We start from the raw sequence: 16,011 nt of genomic DNA on the forward strand, positions 1-16,011 counted from the left end.
CGTCATCATCACCACAAACCTCAGCTTCAGCGAGTGGGCGAGTGTCTTCGGCGATGCCAAGATGACGACCGCGCTTCTCGACAGGCTGACGCATCATTGCCACATCCTTGAAACCGGAAATGACAGCTTCCGCTTCAAGAACAGCTCTGCCCACGAACCCAAAAAAGCGAAGGAGAAAACCAGAACCTTGACCCTCAACCCCGAACCGAAACATACATGAAAGGCGGGTCAAATCTCGGTGGAAATGCCGGGTCAGTTCTCAGCGAAAATCAACAGACGGCGGTATCACTCCGCTCGACGTGCCCCAGGGTGTCCGCTAGAGCAATTCCAGAAAAAGTGTGAACGGTTTTCCGGGAAAAGCGCGTAGCGCTCTCCCTTGGGAATTGCGTCAAAACAAGGAGTTAGAGCGGGTCCTTAAAACGGTGACCCGCTCTAGGGTGAATGCACTTCGAGTGCTTGCCGGGTATTCGCGCGGCCCGCTTACCCCCGCTTCTCAATCACGGCGTACAGCACGTTGCGGTTCTCACCGAAAAACACCTGCGCTTCAACCGCGTTGCGGTCGACGCTGGCGTTGATGATGTTCCACATGTCGACTTCCGTGCGCAGCAGCAGCACCCAGTCCATGAAGGTTTCGCGGTAGCCGGCGTCGGGCGTGCCTTCGGCGTAGTTGGCAAACAGGAATTTGCCGTTCGGCTTCAGCATCTGCAGGCAGGTCTTGGTCAGCTTCACGGCGACGTTGTGCTGGAGGTAGTCGTAGAGGCCGGAGGCGTAGATGAGGTCGAACTTGCCGAGCTTGTGGCCTCGTGTCAGCACGGTGCGCACCGAGCCGTCGATGGCCTCGACCGCGGTGCCCTGGAAGTCGCGCGCGATCAGTCCCACACTTTGCGGGTCCTGGTCGAGCGCGACCCAGCGCTTGAGGCCGCCTTCGGCCAGCGCGACGGAGCGGTTGGCTTCGCGCAGATGGCCGGCGGCGATTGCCAGCACTTCCGTGTCGGGGCCGTTCTTGGCTGCTGCCTCGTCGACATAGCGGGTCAGGAGATCGCGGCGTTCGCGGGCCGCCACGCAGGACGGAACGTTCTGGGTGTGGCTGTAGAGCGCCTTGCCGATCTCGGAGGCGCTGGCCACGCTCTCGGCCACGTGCGGGTCGCAATAGATGTAGTCGAGCAGCTCGGCGTCGCCCGAATAGCCCCTCGGCTTGGTGAACGACCAGTGGGTCAGCGGATCCTCGAGGAAGTACTTCTGCAGCGGGTGGTTCTGCGCCACCGGTATCAGGGCCTGCCAGACATCGGGGTGAACCTTGTCACGCAGCGCGTTGAGCATCGACAGCAGGCGGCGAACGATCTCGGCGGGGAATTTCTGCTGTTCGACCTGTTGCTGGGTCGCATGCAGGATCAGCGCCAGCTCGGCGCGGGCGATCTCGAACGCTTCGCCATGAGATTCGGGCTTTCGATGGAGGCTGCCGGCGATCATTTCGGCCGTGATCAGACTTTTGCCATCAAAGACAGTTTGCACCACATCGCTCCATAGTTAACAAGCGGTTAACTTATTGCGTAGAATGCACGGTTTGCCAATGCGGGTTCCACTGCAATTTAGCGGTATGATTAATTTCTGGTTAACCATCTCGGCTCATTAGAGATCTTGCAGATAAGATTCGGGGGTCGAGTTAACGCAAACTTGTATTGCGCCATTGCATTTTACTGCGCGGCAAATCGTGCCTTGACCCAAGGAGTCGGCCTGCGTTGGGGGCAGAATCTGGAAAAGAGTTTGAAGCGCAAAATCCCCTGCAGCCGGGGTTCATCGTGAACGGACGCGCGTCATCCAGATTGGCCGACACTGCGCCTGTGGAATCGTTTGATCCGCGCCAGGAATTGGGGGCCGACGAGCTCCGCATCCTTTACCACACGGAAGCCCAGGCAAAGCGAAGGAAAGACGCCAGGCCCGGGCTCTGGATCGCCGTTGCCATCTATGTGCTGTTTTCCGTGTCGGACCTGATGCTGATACCCGACGTGGCGGCCTATACGATCACGGCGCGCTTCGCGGTCGGACTGACCGCATTGCTGGTGCTGGAAGCACAGCTTCGCCGTGGCGCCGCCACCAAATGGCTCGACCTGACCTGTGCCGCGGCCATCATCTTTGGCTATATCGGCTGGTTGTACCCGGCCTCCATGGGCGCGGACAGGGAAAGCGTCGCTTACTACATGGTTTTCGGCACCATCTTCATGATGAGCGCCAATCTCTTTTTCACGTTCAGTTTCAAAGTGTCGATCATTACGTCGACGATCATCCTGTGCATCCTGTATGTCGTGAATTATTTCGTGCCGGCGTCGATGACGTACAAGATGGTGTTTGGCACGTTCTACGTTTCATGCTTCACCTTCACCTCCTATGTGAACTGGAAGCTGAACGAAGAGCGCTACAACGTCTTCCTCAACGCGCTCGAAGCCAAGATCCAGCACAAGGAGGCCACCGAACGCGGCAAGGCCCTTTTGAGACTGTCGCGCACGGATCCGCTGACAGGCCTGGAGAACAGGCGCGCGATCGACGAGAAGCTGCGCGATTACTGGAGCGACTGGCAAAAGCTGGGCAACGGTTTCGCGGCGATCCTCATCGACGTGGATTTCTTCAAGAAGTTCAACGACTGCTACGGACATCAGGAAGGCGACCGTTGCCTGATCCATGTCGCCAATGCGCTGAGCGACCTGATCAAGAACTACAATGGCTCGATCGGGCGCTATGGCGGTGAAGAGTTCATCGTGCTGGCGCGTATGGACAAGAAGGACCAGGTCGCGGAGCTCGCCGAAGCCATTTGCCGCACGGTGGAGAACCTGGCGCTGACGCACGAGCTGCGACGCGACGGTATCTCGATCGTGACGGCGAGCGTCGGCGCCGCATTCACCAGGAAGCAGACCGGCGCAAAGCTGGAGAAGATCATCCACGAGGCCGACCGCGCGCTCTATCTGGCCAAGGCCAGCGGCCGCAATTGCGCCCGCCTGTTCGATCCGACCGATCCGCAGAGCAGCGACGAGAGCGAGAACCTTGCAGCCTTGCTGAAGATCGCCATCGCGCAGGACCTGGTTTCACTCGTCTATCAGCCGATCCAAGATGTCGCCTCGGGCCGATTCGAGGCCGTGGAGGCGCTGATGCGCCTCAAGATGCTGGACGGCACACTGGTTCCGCCGAGCCTGTTCATTCCCGTCGCGGAACGAACCGGCGCGATCCTGGAGCTCGGGCGCTGGGCCATACGCACCGTGTGCGCCGAGCTCTTGGTGGACGATCACGTCCGTACCGTCAGCGTCAACGTCTCGCCGATCCAGCTCAAGACGCCGGGCTTCGCGGCATCGGTCGCCACCATTCTGGGCGAGACCGGCGTGACCGGCAACCGGCTGGCCTTCGAAATCACCGAAGGCCTGGAGATGGAGATGCACTCGGACATTCTGCGCTGCATCAGCGACCTGAAGCTTTTAGGCATCAGGATATGGCTCGACGATTTCGGCACCGGCTTTGCCGGCCTGTCGTGGCTGCGCCTGATCGATTTCGATACGGTGAAGATCGACCGCTCGTTCCTGCACGATTGCGGCACCCCGAAGGGGATGGCAATGCTGCAGGACATCATTGCGCTGGTGCGCAATCGCGGCCACAAGATCCTGGTCGAAGGGGTGGAAACCGACGAGCAGATCGCGCTCATGCGCACCTTTGGCATCGACAAGATCCAGGGCTTTCGCGTCGGCCGTCCGGTTCCCGCCGCGAATTACCAGGCCAAACGGGGCGTGCAAAAGCGCCCCTTCCTCAGATCCGTGGGCTGACGCGGTTTCGGGGTGCGAGGCAGCCTCCGGCGGCCGGCGAATTCACCCCAGCAGATTGCGTGCCGTGCGCATGAAGATCTTCGAGCCGATCGGGATCAGATCGTCGGGAAAATCATAGTCCGGATTGTGCAGCGCTGGGTGCCGCTCGCCAGCACCGAGGAAGAACATCGCCGACTTCGCACTGTGGCCGAACAGGCCGAAATCTTCCGAGGCGCGCATCGGCAAGGCTTCCTCGCCATGCACGACGCCTTCTTCCTCCAGCGCACGCTGCAGATGCTCCACCGCATCCGGCGCGTTGACGCTGGCGACGAAGATCTCGTGGTAGTCCCAGCGGGCGGAGAGGCGATGCCGGCCGGCAATCTCGGTGACGAGTGCTTCGGCCCGAGCGCAGAGATCGGCCATGTTCTCGTCACGGCGCGTGCGCAGCGTCGCCCAGACTTGCGCATGCGCGGGCGCGATGCCGAACACGGCCTCGCCCATTTCGGCATGGGTGACGGTGACCATGGAAAAATCGTCATCGGCGAAGGTGGCGCGGCCGAGCGCGGGCAAAGCCGGCATCAGCTCTGAGATCGCCAGCATTGGCGAGACGCCGGTCTCGGGCATGGAGGAATGGGCGGTCTTGCCCTCCAGCACGATGCGCAGGCCACGCGAGGCGCAGTTGACGACGCCGGGCTTGAGCCGCACCTCGCCGAACGGCACGCCGGGCAGATTGTGCAGCGAGAAGGCGAAATCCGGCGCGATCTCGCCAAAGCGCGGATCGGCGACAACGCCGGCCGCGCCATTGCCGGTTTCTTCCGCCGGCTGGAACATCAGCACGACGCGGCCGCTGGCCGGCCGCTCGCGGCCAAGCTGGCGGCCAAGAGCGGCCAGGATCGCGGTGTGCCCGTCATGGCCGCACATATGCGACTTGCCCGGCACTTGCGAGGCATGCGGCACGCCTGACAGTTCCTCGATCGGCAGCGCATCGAGTTCGGAGCGGAACAGCACGGTCGGTCCGGCCTTGCCGCTGTCGTAGATGGCCGCGACGCCATGCCCGCCGAGGCCGGTCAGCACTCTGTCCGGGCCGGTGTCGGCGAGGAAGGAGACGACTTCTCCAGCCGTCTTCTCCTCCTCATTGGAGATTTCCGGCTGCCGGTGCAGCTTGCGCCGCCATTCGGTGATCTCGACGATATCCCGGTTGGTGAGGGTCACGCGTTTGCGTCTCCGTTGCTCCGATCGTTGCAGTGTCGCAAACGCTTCTAGCGTACGCGATTGGGGCAGAGCGCTTTGAACTGGTCCAGCGTCACATCGTATGACGAGGCGCCGGAACCATCGAGCACGATTTTCTCATCGGTATCGGTAATCAGATAGTCGGTCGTTACATCCGTGCCCTTGTTGCGGCCCTGGAACAGCATGTTGGCGCCATAGAAATTGGTGAATGTGCCGGTCTTGCAGTTGGCCCTGATCTCGAAATGCAGCGGCGCCTTCATTTCCGCGTCAATGCACGCCTGCGAGAAATCATGGCCATATTCGCGGCAGTAGATCCTCGCCTTCTGCCTGTCGTGTTTGGCCAGGATGCTGGCGTGGGTGGAGCCGATGCCGGTCTTTTTGACGATGGTCAGTTCCATTCCCACCTTGTTGCCGTAGTAGATGGTCTTGGCGCCGGCCGGCGAGACCATCATCAAAGTGGAAAGCGCAATCAGCAAACGTCGCATGGAACTTCTCCCTTTGGCCGGACGAGGATTCACGCGCGGCGTTGCCCAGTCAAGCGTCCCGCTGCTGGACCAGCGTGCGCGCAGCATCTTTGCCGGCCTCGAGGATGCGATCCGATAATTCCGTTCCGTTCACCGCGCGGGCCAGCTGAAGCGCGCCGATGAGCGTCGCAAAGACACCCATGGCAACGCCTTCCGGATCCCTGCCCGGAGGAAGCGCCGCGGACAACTGGTGCACCAAAACCAGCAAGCGCTCAGTGTAGACTTCGCGCGTTTCGGGCGGCTGACGCGCGAGTTCAGGCAGCAGCGCGGCGTTGGCGCAGCCCGTTCCCGGATTATCCCGGTGCTCTGCCGACAGATACGTCGCTATACCCATCTCCGGGCCACCAGCGGCCAATACCTCCTGCAGTTGCTGCGCCTGGTTCTCCAAGGCCGCCACCAGGCTTTCACGCACGAGCTCCGCCTTGGATTCGAAATGCGGATAGAAGGCTCCGTTCGTCAGCCCGGCGTCGCTCATGATTTTTGCAAGCCCGGACGCGGCAATTCCGTCGGTTCGAAAGCGGTCGGCGGCGACTTCCATGATCCGGCCTCGCGAGGCGTCCTTCCGGCCCTTTTCGTAGCGCATGGCTGCCATTCCCTTTCGTCATTGCATTATGGTCATAATTTGATATTATATATGTAATTCAACGGGCGCAAAAAAGCCAGCCCTCATGATTTTGGAGCACGAAATGAAGATGAATTCCACCAAGACCGCTGTCGTAACCGGTGCTTCCGGGGGCATCGGCCGCGCCAGCGCCGAGGCGCTGGCGCGGGCAGGGTTCACCGTCTTCGGCACGAGCCGCAAGGCCAGCAACGGGCCGGACGGAGTGACCATGCTGGTCTGCGACGTGACCGACGGTGAGGCCGTCGCCGCATTGGTTTCGACGGTGCTCTCAAAGACCGGCCGGATCGATCTCCTGGTCAACAATGCCGGCATCGGCATGCTCGGGGGCGCCGAGGAGTTCTCGATGGCACAGGTGCAGGCCCTGTTCGACGTCAATCTGTTTGGCGTCATCCGCATGACCAATGCGGTGCTGCCGTCAATGCGGCAGCAAGGCGAAGGGCGCATTGTCAACATCGGCTCGATTCTGGGATTGGTACCGGCGCCATACTCAGCCCATTACTCGGCGGTCAAGCACGCGCTCGAGGGCTATTCGGAATCGCTCGATCACGAGGTTCGTGCCTTCAACATTCGCGTCTCGGTCATCGAGCCGGGATTTGTGCGTACAGTCTTCGACCAGAACGGCATCGAGCCGGATTCTCTGTTGAAGGAGTACGATCAGGCGCGAGCCGGGTTCAAGGCGCTGCTTGCCGATGTGATGCCCAAGGCCGATCGGCCGGAAATGGTGGCGGATGCGGTCGTCAAGGCGGCGACCGATGCTCGTCCGCGACGGCGCTATACCGTCGGCAAGGCAGCGCGCCAGGTCAGCCTGCTGCGCCGCTTCGCCCCCGCGGAGCTATTCGACAAGACCTTGCGCAAGCAGTTTCGCCTGCCGGTCTGAACAACGATGAGGAGATTTCACGCTCATGCGATACATCAAAATCACTTTTGGAAAGACACGGCCATGAAGGCATTCGTCGTCGACAAATACAACAAGAAGGGCGTTCTGCGGCTGGCCGAGATGCCTGTGCCGGAGCTGGGCGACAGCGATGTCCTGGTCGAGGTCCATGCAGCAGGGGTGAACCTGCTCGATTCCAAGGTCAGGACCGGAGAGTTCAAGCTCATCTTGCCCTATCGCCGGCCCTTCATCCTGGGTCACGACGTGGCCGGGACGGTTGTCCGCGTCGGACCGAAGGTCCGCAAGTTCAAACCCGGCGACGATGTATATGCGCGGCCGCGTGACGGTCGGATCGGGGCGTTCGCGGAATTCATCGCCATGGATGAAGCCGACGTGGCCCCGAAGCCCAAAAACCTCAGCATGGAAGAAGCGGCTTCCATTCCCCTGGTCGGTCTGACCGCCTGGCAAGCGCTTATCGAGGGGGCGAACCTGAAGAAGGGCCAAAAAGTCTTCATCCAGGCCGGCTCCGGTGGGGTGGGGACATTCGCCATCCAGCTGGCAAAGCACGTCGGTGCGACCGTTGCGACAACGGTGAGCGCGGCGAGTGCCGATCTGGTCAGGGGACTCGGCGCCGATGTCGTCGTCGACTACAGGAAAGACGATTTCGAGAAAGTCCTGTCCGGCTACGACGTCGTCTTGAACAGCCAGGACGCCAAGACACTTGAGAAATCCCTGAAAGTGCTGAAGCCGGGCGGCAAGCTCATCTCCATCTCCGGGCCGCCGGATCCCGAGTTTGCCAGGGAAAAAGGGCTGAACCCGATGCTGAGGCTGGTTCTGCGCTTCTTGAGCCGCGCCATTCGGGCCAAAGCCAGGCGCCGTGGCGTGAGCTTCTCGTTCCTTTTCATGTGGGCGCAAGGTGATCAGCTGAGCAAGATCACCTCGCTTGTCGAAGCCGGAACGATCCGGCCGGTTGTCGATCGGGTCTTTCCCTTCGAAGCGACCAACGAGGCCCTGGCTTATGTCGAAACAGGGCGCGCCAAGGGCAAGGTCGTCATCAAGGTCAGATAGCGGTTCTGTCTTGGGGTAGGGCGCCTATTGATTGATCTCGGGCTCGACGAGCTTTGCCAGGTTCCGGAGCGATTCCTGCCAGCCGAGATAGCAGGCCTCGACCGGGATGGCGTCCGGAATGCCGGCCTGGGTGATGTCGATTTCGGTGCCGACCAGGACTTTTTTCAAGATCACCGTCACCTGGATCTCGCCGGGCAGATTGGGGTCGTCGAACCTGTCGGTGTAGCGCAGGCGCTCGCCGGGCACGAGTTCGAGATATTCGCCGCCGAAGGCATGGCTGCCGCCGGTGGTGAAGTTGCGGAACGACATCTTGAAGGTGCCGCCGACCTTGGCCTCGAACTGATGGACCGTGCAGGTAAAGCCGTTCGGCGGCAGCCACTTGGCCAGCGCATCGGCTTCGACGAAGGCGCGATAGGCTTTTTCCGGGCTGGTGGTGAGAACGCGGTGCAGACGTACGGTGCCGGGCATGTTCTGTATCCTCTCAAAATGCCTGTTCGATGTTCCAAGGACGAACGGGGTTTGGCCAGTCCGACATGGGCTCGCGAATTTTTTGAGAACCCGGCCGGCTGGCCCCCCGCTGACGTAACCCGCTTCAACTTGTTTTGGGACTCGATTTTTTGCTGCTGGCCCAATCGCCTCGGCCCAGCAAGCGGGTGGCCTTTATGAGGTGATTGTTTATAACGGTCGGCGAAATCGCTACGACCTAAAGGGGAGACGATGCGTTACATACGTCCGCTTTCAATCGAAGATGCCGTTGGCCAACTGGCCGGATCGGCCGGCATATCAGCCATTCTGGCCGGAGGCAGTGACCTGCTGGTGAGGATGAAGGGTGGCTTCATCGAACCCGACCTGATCATCGACATCAAGTCGATCGCCGGTCTGAGCGAAATCCGCGAAACAGCTGACGGCTTCAGCATTGGTGCTGCCGTGCCTTGCGCGGTGCTGGGCGAGCAGGCGGCGCTGAAGAAGGCATGGCCTGGGGTCGTCGAGGCGGCGAAGCTGATCGGCTCGAAGCAGGTGCAGGGACGCTGCACCATTGTGGGCAATCTCTGCAATGCTTCGCCTGCGGCGGACAGCGTGCCGGCGCTGGTCGCTGCAGGCGCCAGGGCGGTGATTGCCGGGCCGGCGGGCAAGCGCACTGTTGCCGTCGAGGCCGTGCCGATCGCGCCGGGCAAGACGTCCTTGGCCAAGGGCGAGATCATCGAGGCGATCCTGCTCGACAGCCAGGCGCCGCGTTCGGGCGATGCCTATCTGCGGTTTATTCCACGCACAGAGATGGACATTGCGGTGGTCAGCGCCGGCGTGAACCTGACGATCGACGCGCATGGTGTCGTCACAGCGGCCCGCGTGGCGCTGGGCGCGGCGGCACCGACGGTGCTGCTGGTCGAAGAAGCGGCCGAGGCGCTCATCGGCAGGAAGCTGGATGAAGCCGCACTCGAGCGGCTGGCCAAGGTCTGCGCGGGCGCGTGCCGCCCCATCGACGACAAGCGCGGTACGATCGATTTCAGACGCAAGGTTGCGGGTGTGCTGGCCAGGCGTGCCGCATTGACCGCCTACGCACGTGCAGGAGGCAAATGATGGCCGGTATAGCGGTTTCAACCACAATCAACGGCGACCATGTCGAGTATCTCTGCCAGCCCGACGAGCCGTTGCTCGACGTGCTGCGCGACCGGCTCGGCCTGACCGGCGCCAAGGAAGGCTGCGGCACCGGCGATTGCGGCGCCTGCTCGATCATCCTCGACGACCGGCTGGTCTGCTCGTGCCTGGTGCTGGGCGCCGAAGCCGAGGGACGGCGCATCGAGACCATCGAAGGCATGGCGCATGGCGACCAGTTGCATCCGCTGCAGCAGAAATTCCTCGAGCATGCAGCTCTCCAATGCGGCATCTGCACGCCGGGTTTCCTGATCGCGGCCAAGGACCTTTTGGCGAAAAACCCCGACCCGACCGAGGAGGAAATCCGCTTCGGCCTCGCCGGGAATCTGTGCCGCTGCACCGGCTATGACAAGATCGTGCGCGCCGTCCAGGACGCCGTACATGTGATGAAGGGAGCCTGAAGATGAATTTCGATCCGCGTTTTTCCGGGCGTAAATTCACATCCGTCGGCACACGCCCCGTCCGTCCCGACGGCGTCGACAAGGTGACCGGCCGCGCCCGCTACGGCGCCGACTTCAACATGGCCGGCCAGTTGGTCGGCCGCGTGCTGCGCAGCCCGCACGCGCACGCCATCATCAGGAAGATCGACACCTCGAAGGCGGAAAAGCTGCCGGGCGTGAAGGCGGTGATCACGGCGAAAGACTTGCCCGATCTCACCGATGGCGATGCAGGGATGTACGACATCCTCGACAATTGCATGGCGCGCACCAAGGCGCTCTATGACGGCCATGCTGTGGCCGCTGTCGCGGCTGTCGATGCCCGCACGGCCAGGCAGGCGCTGAAGCTGATCGAGGTCGACTACGAGATCCTGCCGCATGTCACCGATGTCGACCTGGCGATGGAGCATCGCGCGCCGCTGATCAACGACGCCATCTTCACCGAGGGCCTCGAGGAAAAGCCGGTAAAGCCCTCCAACGTCACCAAGCGCAGCCAGTTTGGCCATGGCGATGTCCATCAGGGCTTTGGCCACGCCGACTTCATCGTCGAGCGCTCGTTCAAGACCGAGCAGACGCATCAGGGCTATATTGAACCGCATGCCTGCGTGGCAAACGTCTCGTCCGACGGCACCGCCGACCTCTGGGTCTGCACGCAGGGCCATTTCGTCTACCGCCAGCATTGCGCGCAATTGCTGGGCATGGAAGCCTCGAAGCTGCGCGTCACCTCGTCGGAGATCGGCGGCGGTTTCGGCGGCAAGACCCATGTCTGGGCCGAGCCGGTGGCGCTGGCCCTGTCACGCAAGGCCGGACGCCCGGTGAAGCTGGTGATGACCCGCGACGAGGTGTTCCGCGCCTCGGGCCCGACCAGCGCCACCTCGATCGACGTCAAGATCGGCGCCCGCAAGGACGGCACGATCACCGCCGCGCAAGCGACGCTGCGCTACAGCGCCGGCCCCTATGCCGGCTCCTGGGCCGAGATCGGCGCGATGACGGCGTTCGCCTGCTACAAGCTCGATAATGTCGAGACGGTCGGCTACGAAGTGCTGGTCAACCGGCCGAAGACCGCGGCCTATCGCGCGCCCTCGGCACCGATGGCGGCGTTCGCGGTGGAAAGTGCCGTCGACGAACTCGCCAAGCAGATCGGCATCGACCCGGTCGATTTCCGCATCAAGAACGCCGCGCAGGAAGGCACGCGCTCGTCCTACGGCCCGGTCTATGGCCCGATCGGCATCGGCCCGACGCTGGAGGCGGCGAAGAACCATCCGCACATGAAGGCCAAGCTCGGCAAGAACCAGGGCAGGGGCATGGCCTGCGGCTTCTGGTTCAACTTCGGCGGCCAGACCTGCGTGGACCTCAACATCGGCATGGACGGCTCGGTGTCGCTGGCCGTCGGCACGGTGGACGTGGGCGGTTCCCGCGCCTCGCTGTCGCTGGTGGCGGCGGAGGAGCTCGGCATCGACTATTCCCAGCTCAAGGCCATCGTCGCCGACACGTCCAGCCTCGGCTACAACGACATGACCGACGGCAGCCGTGGCACCTTCTCCTCCTCCATGGCGACCATCTCGGCCGCCCGCAACGCGATCAAGATCCTGCGCGAGCGCGCAGCGCAGATGTGGGACATTGCTGTTGACGACGTGGTCTGGGAACAGGGCCACGCGGTCGCCAAGGGCGATAAGCACGGCAATCTGGGCAAGCTGTCGCTGAAGGAGATCGCGCTGCAGTCCGGCAAGACCGGCGGGCCGATCGCCGGACACAGCGAGCTGGTCGCCGACGGCGCCGGCGTCTCCTTCGCCACCCATATCTGCGACATCGAGGTCGACCCCGAGACCGGCTCGACCCGGGTGATCCGCTACACGGTGGTGCAGGATGCCGGCAAGGCGGTGCACCCGACCTATGTCGAGGGCCAATACCAGGGCGGTGCCGCGCAAGGCATCGGCTGGGCGCTCAACGAGGAGTATATCTACGGCAAGGATGGCCGGCTGCAGAACGCCGGCTTCCTCGACTACCGCATCCCGGTCTGCTCCGACCTGCCGATGATCGACACGCAGATCCTCGAAATCCCCAACCCCAACCACCCCTATGGCGTGCGCGGCGTTGGCGAAACCTCGATCGTGCCGCCGCTGGCGGCGATCGCCAACGCGGTGTCGAACGCGGCTGGCGTGCGCATGACCCACATCCCGATGTCGCCACCACGCATCCTGGCGGCGATCGAGGCGGAACGGGGAGAGTAGGTCTGGTCGAAGTCACCCTCTGGGGCGCGCTCGGCCAGCTCGCCGGCGGCAAGAGCAAGGTCGAGGTCGAAGCCAAGGACATCAGGGAGCTGTTCAGGAAACTGGCTGAACAGTATCCCGCCTTCGAGCCATGGGTCGAGAAGGGCATCGCTGTGGCGATCGACGGGACGATTTATCGCGATACGTGGTCGAAGGAGTTGCCGCAAGGGGCGGAGATTTTTCTGCTGCCGCGGCTGGCTGGGGGGTGAGGGGGCAAGCACCTCGCTGCTATCGGTTGGCATCAGGGTCTCGAATGTCCTGGTAGGGGCCGATAGCAGACCGTAAGGTTCTGGAACCAACTAGCCGGAAAACGTGCCAATCCGTCGGCCGAACCGCCTCTGGGCCGTCGCAAGTCTTGAATAGATTAGAGAAGTCTGGGCGCGCTTGGCGTTGAGCCAGAAAAGGAAGCGCACCAGTCGTGCGGACCTTCCACTGTCAGCGTACTGACAGGTCGCCTGATGCAGTCAGGCTGTCTCGCTGTCAGACGGGGACCCTGCGCTTATGGCGGGGGGACTTCTTCATCGCCGCAGATGGAACAAAAATCTCGATGACTGGAACGTACGAATGAATCCCAACTATGCCAGTTCCCAGAAAGCTATTCACTGGGTCGTCTTTTTGCTGGTCATCGGCCTTTATGGACTTACTTACGTCGCCGACATCTTCCCCCACGGTGATCCCGGTCGCGCCTTCGTCTGGTGGCTTCACATTTCATTTGGGCTGCTGCTGTTCACACTGGTTGTCATTCGCATCGGCCTTCGGCTGGCGCTTGGAACGCCGGGCCTGCCAGTGGAAATGTCACGGCTTGAAAGAGCGGTCGCCAAGGTCGCGCATCTTCTGCTCTACGCACTGCTCGTGGCTATACCCGTTCTCGGCATCATACTGACCTGGTATCGGGGCGACGCCTTGAGCTTCTTCGGGCTTTTCACCATTCCGTCTCCAGTTTCCGCCGACCGCGCCACGGCCGGTTTTATCAGGGAACTGCACAGCCTCTGCGCCAATCTCATCCTTATCCTAGCAGGATTGCATGCGGCTGCCGCGCTTTGGCATCATTATGTCTGGAAGGACGACGTGCTCAAGCGAATGCTTCCGGGGAGAAGTGGTTCCTGATCGCGGTTCGGACTAAACCAGTCAAATGCTAGCTGCCTTACGCTCTAGCCTTGGAATATATGGCCCCTGGATGAAATCGACCCTGAAGTGTCTGGCGATGGCGGCTCTGTACGGGCTCGCTCTTGCCGGCGCGTCCGCAGCGCGCGCGCAGGTCGATGATGACGGCGATCATGATCGGGCGCGCGATCTTTACGAACGTGGAGAAATAAAAGGACTGTCCAGTATCCTGGGCGTGGTTCATGCCGCTGCTCCCGGCGACATTGTGGCCGTGGATTTCATCCGGCTCGCCAACCGGTGGATCTATCGGTTCCAGGTCGTTGCCGCCGACGGGCACCGCAGGATCGTCGATGTGGATGCGGGTGCCGGAGTCCTGGTGCGAGGAAGGGGAGGCGACTGATGAAGGTTCTCCTCGCCGAGGATGAGCCCCGTATCGCCGGCGACATCGCTGCCGTGCTCAAGGCGGCAGGAATGGCTGTCGACATTGTTCGCGACGGCGAAGCCGCCTGGTTCGCGGGCGACGTGGAAAACTACGACGCCGCGATCCTGGATCTGGGGTTGCCCAAACTCGACGGCCTGACTGTGCTGAAGCGCTGGCGGGCCAATGGACGCCGCTTTCCGGTCCTGATCCTGACGGCGCGAGGTCTCTGGACCGAACGCGTCGAGGGCATCAATGCAGGCGCCGACGACTATCTACCCAAGCCATTCGAGATGGAAGAATTGCTGGCGCGGTTGCGCGCGATCTTGCGCCGCTCGACGGGTCAGGCGGCGCCAGTGCTGAAATCCGGACCCTTGGTGCTGGACACGCGCCAGATGCGCATTTCGGTGCGCGGCATTCCTGTCGCGTTGTCGCCGCTGGAATACCGGCTGATGGCGTTCCTGATGCACCATGCCGGTCGCGTGGTCGCGCCGACCGAGCTTGCCGAACATCTGTATGATTCCGGCAATGATCGCGATCCCAATGCAATCGAGGTCATCGTCGGGCGCCTGCGCCGCAAGCTTGGCAACGATGCCATCGAGACGCGGCGCGGATTCGGATACTTCGTGCCGGACGGGCCGTCATAATGGGCAACTCCATCCGGTTCAGGCTATGGTCGGCCGCAACCATCTCGATCCTGATCGCCCTTGCCGTCGCCGGCGTCGGGCTGCGCTATTTGTTCGAACTGAATGTCGAGCGCCGCATCGTCGGCGAACTGACTGTCGATCTCAACGAAATGATCGCCGCAACCAGCTTCGCGGCCGACGGCCGGCTTTCCGTCACAGCGGAACTGACCGACCCCCGCTTCACCGATCCGCTCTCGGGCCACTATTGGCAGGTGGAAGATATGGCCAGCCACAGTCTGGTCCGTTCGCGTTCATTGTGGGACGGGACGCTGACATTGCCGGAGCTGGTTGACAGCGGCGAATTGAGAAAGATTGAGGAGCTCAAAGGTCCGGGTGGCGAACGCACCATTGCCGTCGAACGAATCATCACCGATGCCGATGGCCGGTCCTTTCGCGCCATCGTGGCTGAAGATCATCGCAGCGTGGAACTGTCGGTGAATGAATATGTCCGCGATCTCACGCCGGCGCTTATCTTGCTCGCCGCTGTGCTCATGGCGGCTTTCTTCATCCAGATCACCGTTGGCCTGGCGCCGCTGGAAAACCTAAGGATCGCCGTCCGGCACGTGATCGCGCAGCGGGCGGCGCGGCTTGACGTGGCGGCCCCGAGCGAGGTGCAGCCGCTCGCCGACGAAATAAACCGCCTGCTCGATGCACAGGAAAAGGCCCTCGCACGAGCAAGATCGCGTGCCACCGATCTGGCGCATGGCCTGAAGACGCCGTTGCAGGTGCTGTCGGCCGACATCCGCGCTCTACGCAAGAAGGGCGAAGCCCAGCTCGCCGACGAGATCGAGAAAAGTGTGGGGGCGATCCGTCGTCACGTCGAGCGGGAACTGGCCCGGGCTCGTCTGGCGCCCGGCGTATCCAGCAAGGCATCGTGCCGGGTCAGGGAAGCCGCCGCGGGCGTCATCTCCGTCGTCAAACGCACCCCAGCCGGCAAACAGCTCGCATTCGTCATCGACGTTGCGGACGATTTCCTGGCGCCTGTCGATGAGGGCGATCTATCCGAGATCCTGGGCAATCTGCTGGAGAACGCGGCCCGCTTCGCAAGATTCTCGGTTCGGGTCAATGCGTGGGCAACAGACGGCGCGGTATCCATCGCCGTCACCGATGATGGGCCGGGCATTCAGGATGCGGATCGGGAAGCTGTATTATCGCGCGGCGTGCAACTGGACAGCAACGGGGGCAGCAGCGGGCTCGGCCTCGCCATCGTTTCAGACATTGTCGAGGCCTATGGCGGACGCCTGACAATCACCAGTGCCGATCCTGGCCTGGTCGTGACCATAGCCTTGCCCCGGCACGGCTAGAGCGTTTCACCGTTTCACGGAAACGGCGAACCACTCTAT

The 16,011-nt window shown here is 62.3% G+C and carries 17 protein-coding genes; 12 read left to right on the forward strand and 5 right to left on the reverse strand.

Annotation, left to right across the window (positions count from 1 at the left end):
* A partial coding sequence (locus A3A9_RS38910) for an ATP-binding protein (protein WP_033838605.1) occupies positions 1-220 on the forward strand: 220 nt, incomplete at its 5' end.
* Positions 221-480: 260 nt separating this feature from the next.
* Here A3A9_RS38910 and A3A9_RS0116115 read toward each other — a convergent pair.
* Positions 481-1,512 (reverse strand): class I SAM-dependent methyltransferase, encoded by a 1,032-nt coding sequence (locus A3A9_RS0116115; RefSeq protein WP_027059705.1) that lies wholly within the window; start codon positions 1,510-1,512, stop codon positions 481-483.
* A 287-nt stretch (positions 1,513-1,799) separates the two neighbouring features.
* On the opposite strand from A3A9_RS0116115, the gene A3A9_RS0116120 reads away from it, so the two are divergent.
* Positions 1,800-3,803, forward strand: a complete 2,004-nt coding sequence (locus A3A9_RS0116120) for an EAL domain-containing protein (protein ID WP_082222112.1) — start codon at positions 1,800-1,802, stop codon at positions 3,801-3,803.
* A gap of 42 nt (positions 3,804-3,845) precedes the next feature.
* On the opposite strand, the gene A3A9_RS0116125 is transcribed toward A3A9_RS0116120, so the two are convergent.
* From A3A9_RS0116125 to A3A9_RS0116135, 3 genes are read right to left on the reverse strand one after another with little or no spacing between them, the layout of a single operon-like run.
* Positions 3,846-4,994, reverse strand: a complete 1,149-nt coding sequence (locus A3A9_RS0116125) for an amidohydrolase (RefSeq protein ID WP_027059707.1) — start codon at positions 4,992-4,994, stop codon at positions 3,846-3,848.
* Positions 4,995-5,041: 47 nt separating this feature from the next.
* On the reverse strand, positions 5,042-5,497 hold the full coding sequence (locus tag A3A9_RS0116130; protein ID WP_027059708.1) for a hypothetical protein: 456 nt from the start codon (positions 5,495-5,497) through the stop codon (positions 5,042-5,044).
* A gap of 49 nt (positions 5,498-5,546) precedes the next feature.
* Entirely contained in the window at positions 5,547-6,119 is a 573-nt protein-coding gene (locus A3A9_RS0116135) for a TetR/AcrR family transcriptional regulator (protein WP_027059709.1), read from the reverse strand.
* 103 nt (positions 6,120-6,222) lie between these two features.
* Between A3A9_RS0116135 and A3A9_RS0116140 the strand changes: the two genes are divergently transcribed.
* On the forward strand, positions 6,223-7,035 hold the full coding sequence (locus A3A9_RS0116140; protein ID WP_027059710.1) for an oxidoreductase: 813 nt from the start codon (positions 6,223-6,225) through the stop codon (positions 7,033-7,035).
* A 63-nt stretch (positions 7,036-7,098) separates the two neighbouring features.
* A complete protein-coding gene (locus A3A9_RS0116145; RefSeq protein ID WP_027059711.1) occupies positions 7,099-8,100 on the forward strand; it encodes an NADP-dependent oxidoreductase in 1,002 nt (333 codons plus the stop codon).
* Positions 8,101-8,124: 24 nt separating this feature from the next.
* Here A3A9_RS0116145 and A3A9_RS0116150 read toward each other — a convergent pair whose 3' ends face one another.
* Positions 8,125-8,568 (reverse strand): SRPBCC family protein, encoded by a 444-nt coding sequence (locus A3A9_RS0116150; RefSeq protein WP_027059712.1) that lies wholly within the window; start codon positions 8,566-8,568, stop codon positions 8,125-8,127.
* A 249-nt stretch (positions 8,569-8,817) separates the two neighbouring features.
* Here A3A9_RS0116150 and A3A9_RS0116155 point away from each other — a divergent pair, with 249 nt between their 5' ends.
* From A3A9_RS0116155 to A3A9_RS0116185, 8 genes are all read left to right on the forward strand, one after another.
* Positions 8,818-9,678, forward strand: coding sequence for an FAD binding domain-containing protein (locus A3A9_RS0116155; RefSeq protein WP_027059713.1), 861 nt, complete (start codon positions 8,818-8,820; stop codon positions 9,676-9,678).
* Entirely contained in the window at positions 9,678-10,154 is a 477-nt protein-coding gene (locus tag A3A9_RS0116160) for a (2Fe-2S)-binding protein (RefSeq protein WP_027059714.1), read from the forward strand. Before A3A9_RS0116155 ends, A3A9_RS0116160 begins: the two co-directional genes overlap by 1 nt.
* 2 nt (positions 10,155-10,156) lie before the next feature.
* Positions 10,157-12,421, forward strand: coding sequence for a xanthine dehydrogenase family protein molybdopterin-binding subunit (locus A3A9_RS0116165; RefSeq protein ID WP_027059715.1), 2,265 nt, complete (start codon positions 10,157-10,159; stop codon positions 12,419-12,421).
* A 2-nt stretch (positions 12,422-12,423) separates the two neighbouring features.
* The gene (locus tag A3A9_RS42615) at positions 12,424-12,669 is read left to right on the forward strand and encodes a MoaD/ThiS family protein (protein WP_082222113.1); all 246 of its coding nucleotides are present in this window, start codon (positions 12,424-12,426) and stop codon (positions 12,667-12,669) included.
* Between the two features lie 292 nt (positions 12,670-12,961).
* Positions 12,962-13,567 carry a cytochrome b gene (locus A3A9_RS0116170; protein WP_245279049.1) on the forward strand — a complete coding sequence of 202 codons (606 nt, stop codon included), beginning with the start codon at positions 12,962-12,964 and terminating at the stop codon, positions 13,565-13,567.
* A 70-nt stretch (positions 13,568-13,637) separates the two neighbouring features.
* Positions 13,638-13,964, forward strand: a complete 327-nt coding sequence (locus A3A9_RS0116175) for a PepSY domain-containing protein (RefSeq protein WP_027059717.1) — start codon at positions 13,638-13,640, stop codon at positions 13,962-13,964.
* Positions 13,964-14,629, forward strand: coding sequence for a response regulator transcription factor (locus tag A3A9_RS0116180; protein WP_027059718.1), 666 nt, complete (start codon positions 13,964-13,966; stop codon positions 14,627-14,629). Before A3A9_RS0116175 ends, A3A9_RS0116180 begins: the two co-directional genes overlap by 1 nt.
* A gap of 89 nt (positions 14,630-14,718) precedes the next feature.
* Positions 14,719-15,972 carry a sensor histidine kinase gene (locus A3A9_RS0116185; RefSeq protein WP_245279050.1) on the forward strand — a complete coding sequence of 418 codons (1,254 nt, stop codon included), beginning with the start codon at positions 14,719-14,721 and terminating at the stop codon, positions 15,970-15,972.
* The last annotated feature ends 39 nt before the right edge of the window (positions 15,973-16,011 follow it).

This window comes from Mesorhizobium loti CJ3sym (assembly GCF_000472785.1).
Classification (GTDB): domain Bacteria; phylum Pseudomonadota; class Alphaproteobacteria; order Rhizobiales; family Rhizobiaceae; genus Mesorhizobium; species Mesorhizobium loti_E.

Bases quoted from the DNA above. Each gene is read 5' to 3' on its own strand.
- A3A9_RS0116140 (WP_027059710.1), top strand. From the start codon at position 6,223: ATGAAGATGAATTCCACCAAGACCGCTGTCGTAACCGGTGCTTCCGGG.
- A3A9_RS0116175 (WP_027059717.1), top strand. From the start codon at position 13,638: ATGAAATCGACCCTGAAGTGTCTGGCGATGGCGGCTCTGTACGGGCTC.
- A3A9_RS0116170 (WP_245279049.1), top strand. From the start codon at position 12,962: ATGGCGGGGGGACTTCTTCATCGCCGCAGATGGAACAAAAATCTCGAT.
- A3A9_RS0116180 (WP_027059718.1), top strand. From the start codon at position 13,964: ATGAAGGTTCTCCTCGCCGAGGATGAGCCCCGTATCGCCGGCGACATC.
- A3A9_RS0116145 (WP_027059711.1), top strand. From the start codon at position 7,099: ATGAAGGCATTCGTCGTCGACAAATACAACAAGAAGGGCGTTCTGCGG.
- A3A9_RS0116155 (WP_027059713.1), top strand. From the start codon at position 8,818: ATGCGTTACATACGTCCGCTTTCAATCGAAGATGCCGTTGGCCAACTG.
- A3A9_RS0116135 (WP_027059709.1), bottom strand. From the start codon at position 6,119: ATGCGCTACGAAAAGGGCCGGAAGGACGCCTCGCGAGGCCGGATCATG.
- A3A9_RS0116160 (WP_027059714.1), top strand. From the start codon at position 9,678: ATGGCCGGTATAGCGGTTTCAACCACAATCAACGGCGACCATGTCGAG.
- A3A9_RS0116150 (WP_027059712.1), bottom strand. From the start codon at position 8,568: ATGCCCGGCACCGTACGTCTGCACCGCGTTCTCACCACCAGCCCGGAA.
- A3A9_RS0116130 (WP_027059708.1), bottom strand. From the start codon at position 5,497: ATGCGACGTTTGCTGATTGCGCTTTCCACTTTGATGATGGTCTCGCCG.
- A3A9_RS0116165 (WP_027059715.1), top strand. From the start codon at position 10,157: ATGAATTTCGATCCGCGTTTTTCCGGGCGTAAATTCACATCCGTCGGC.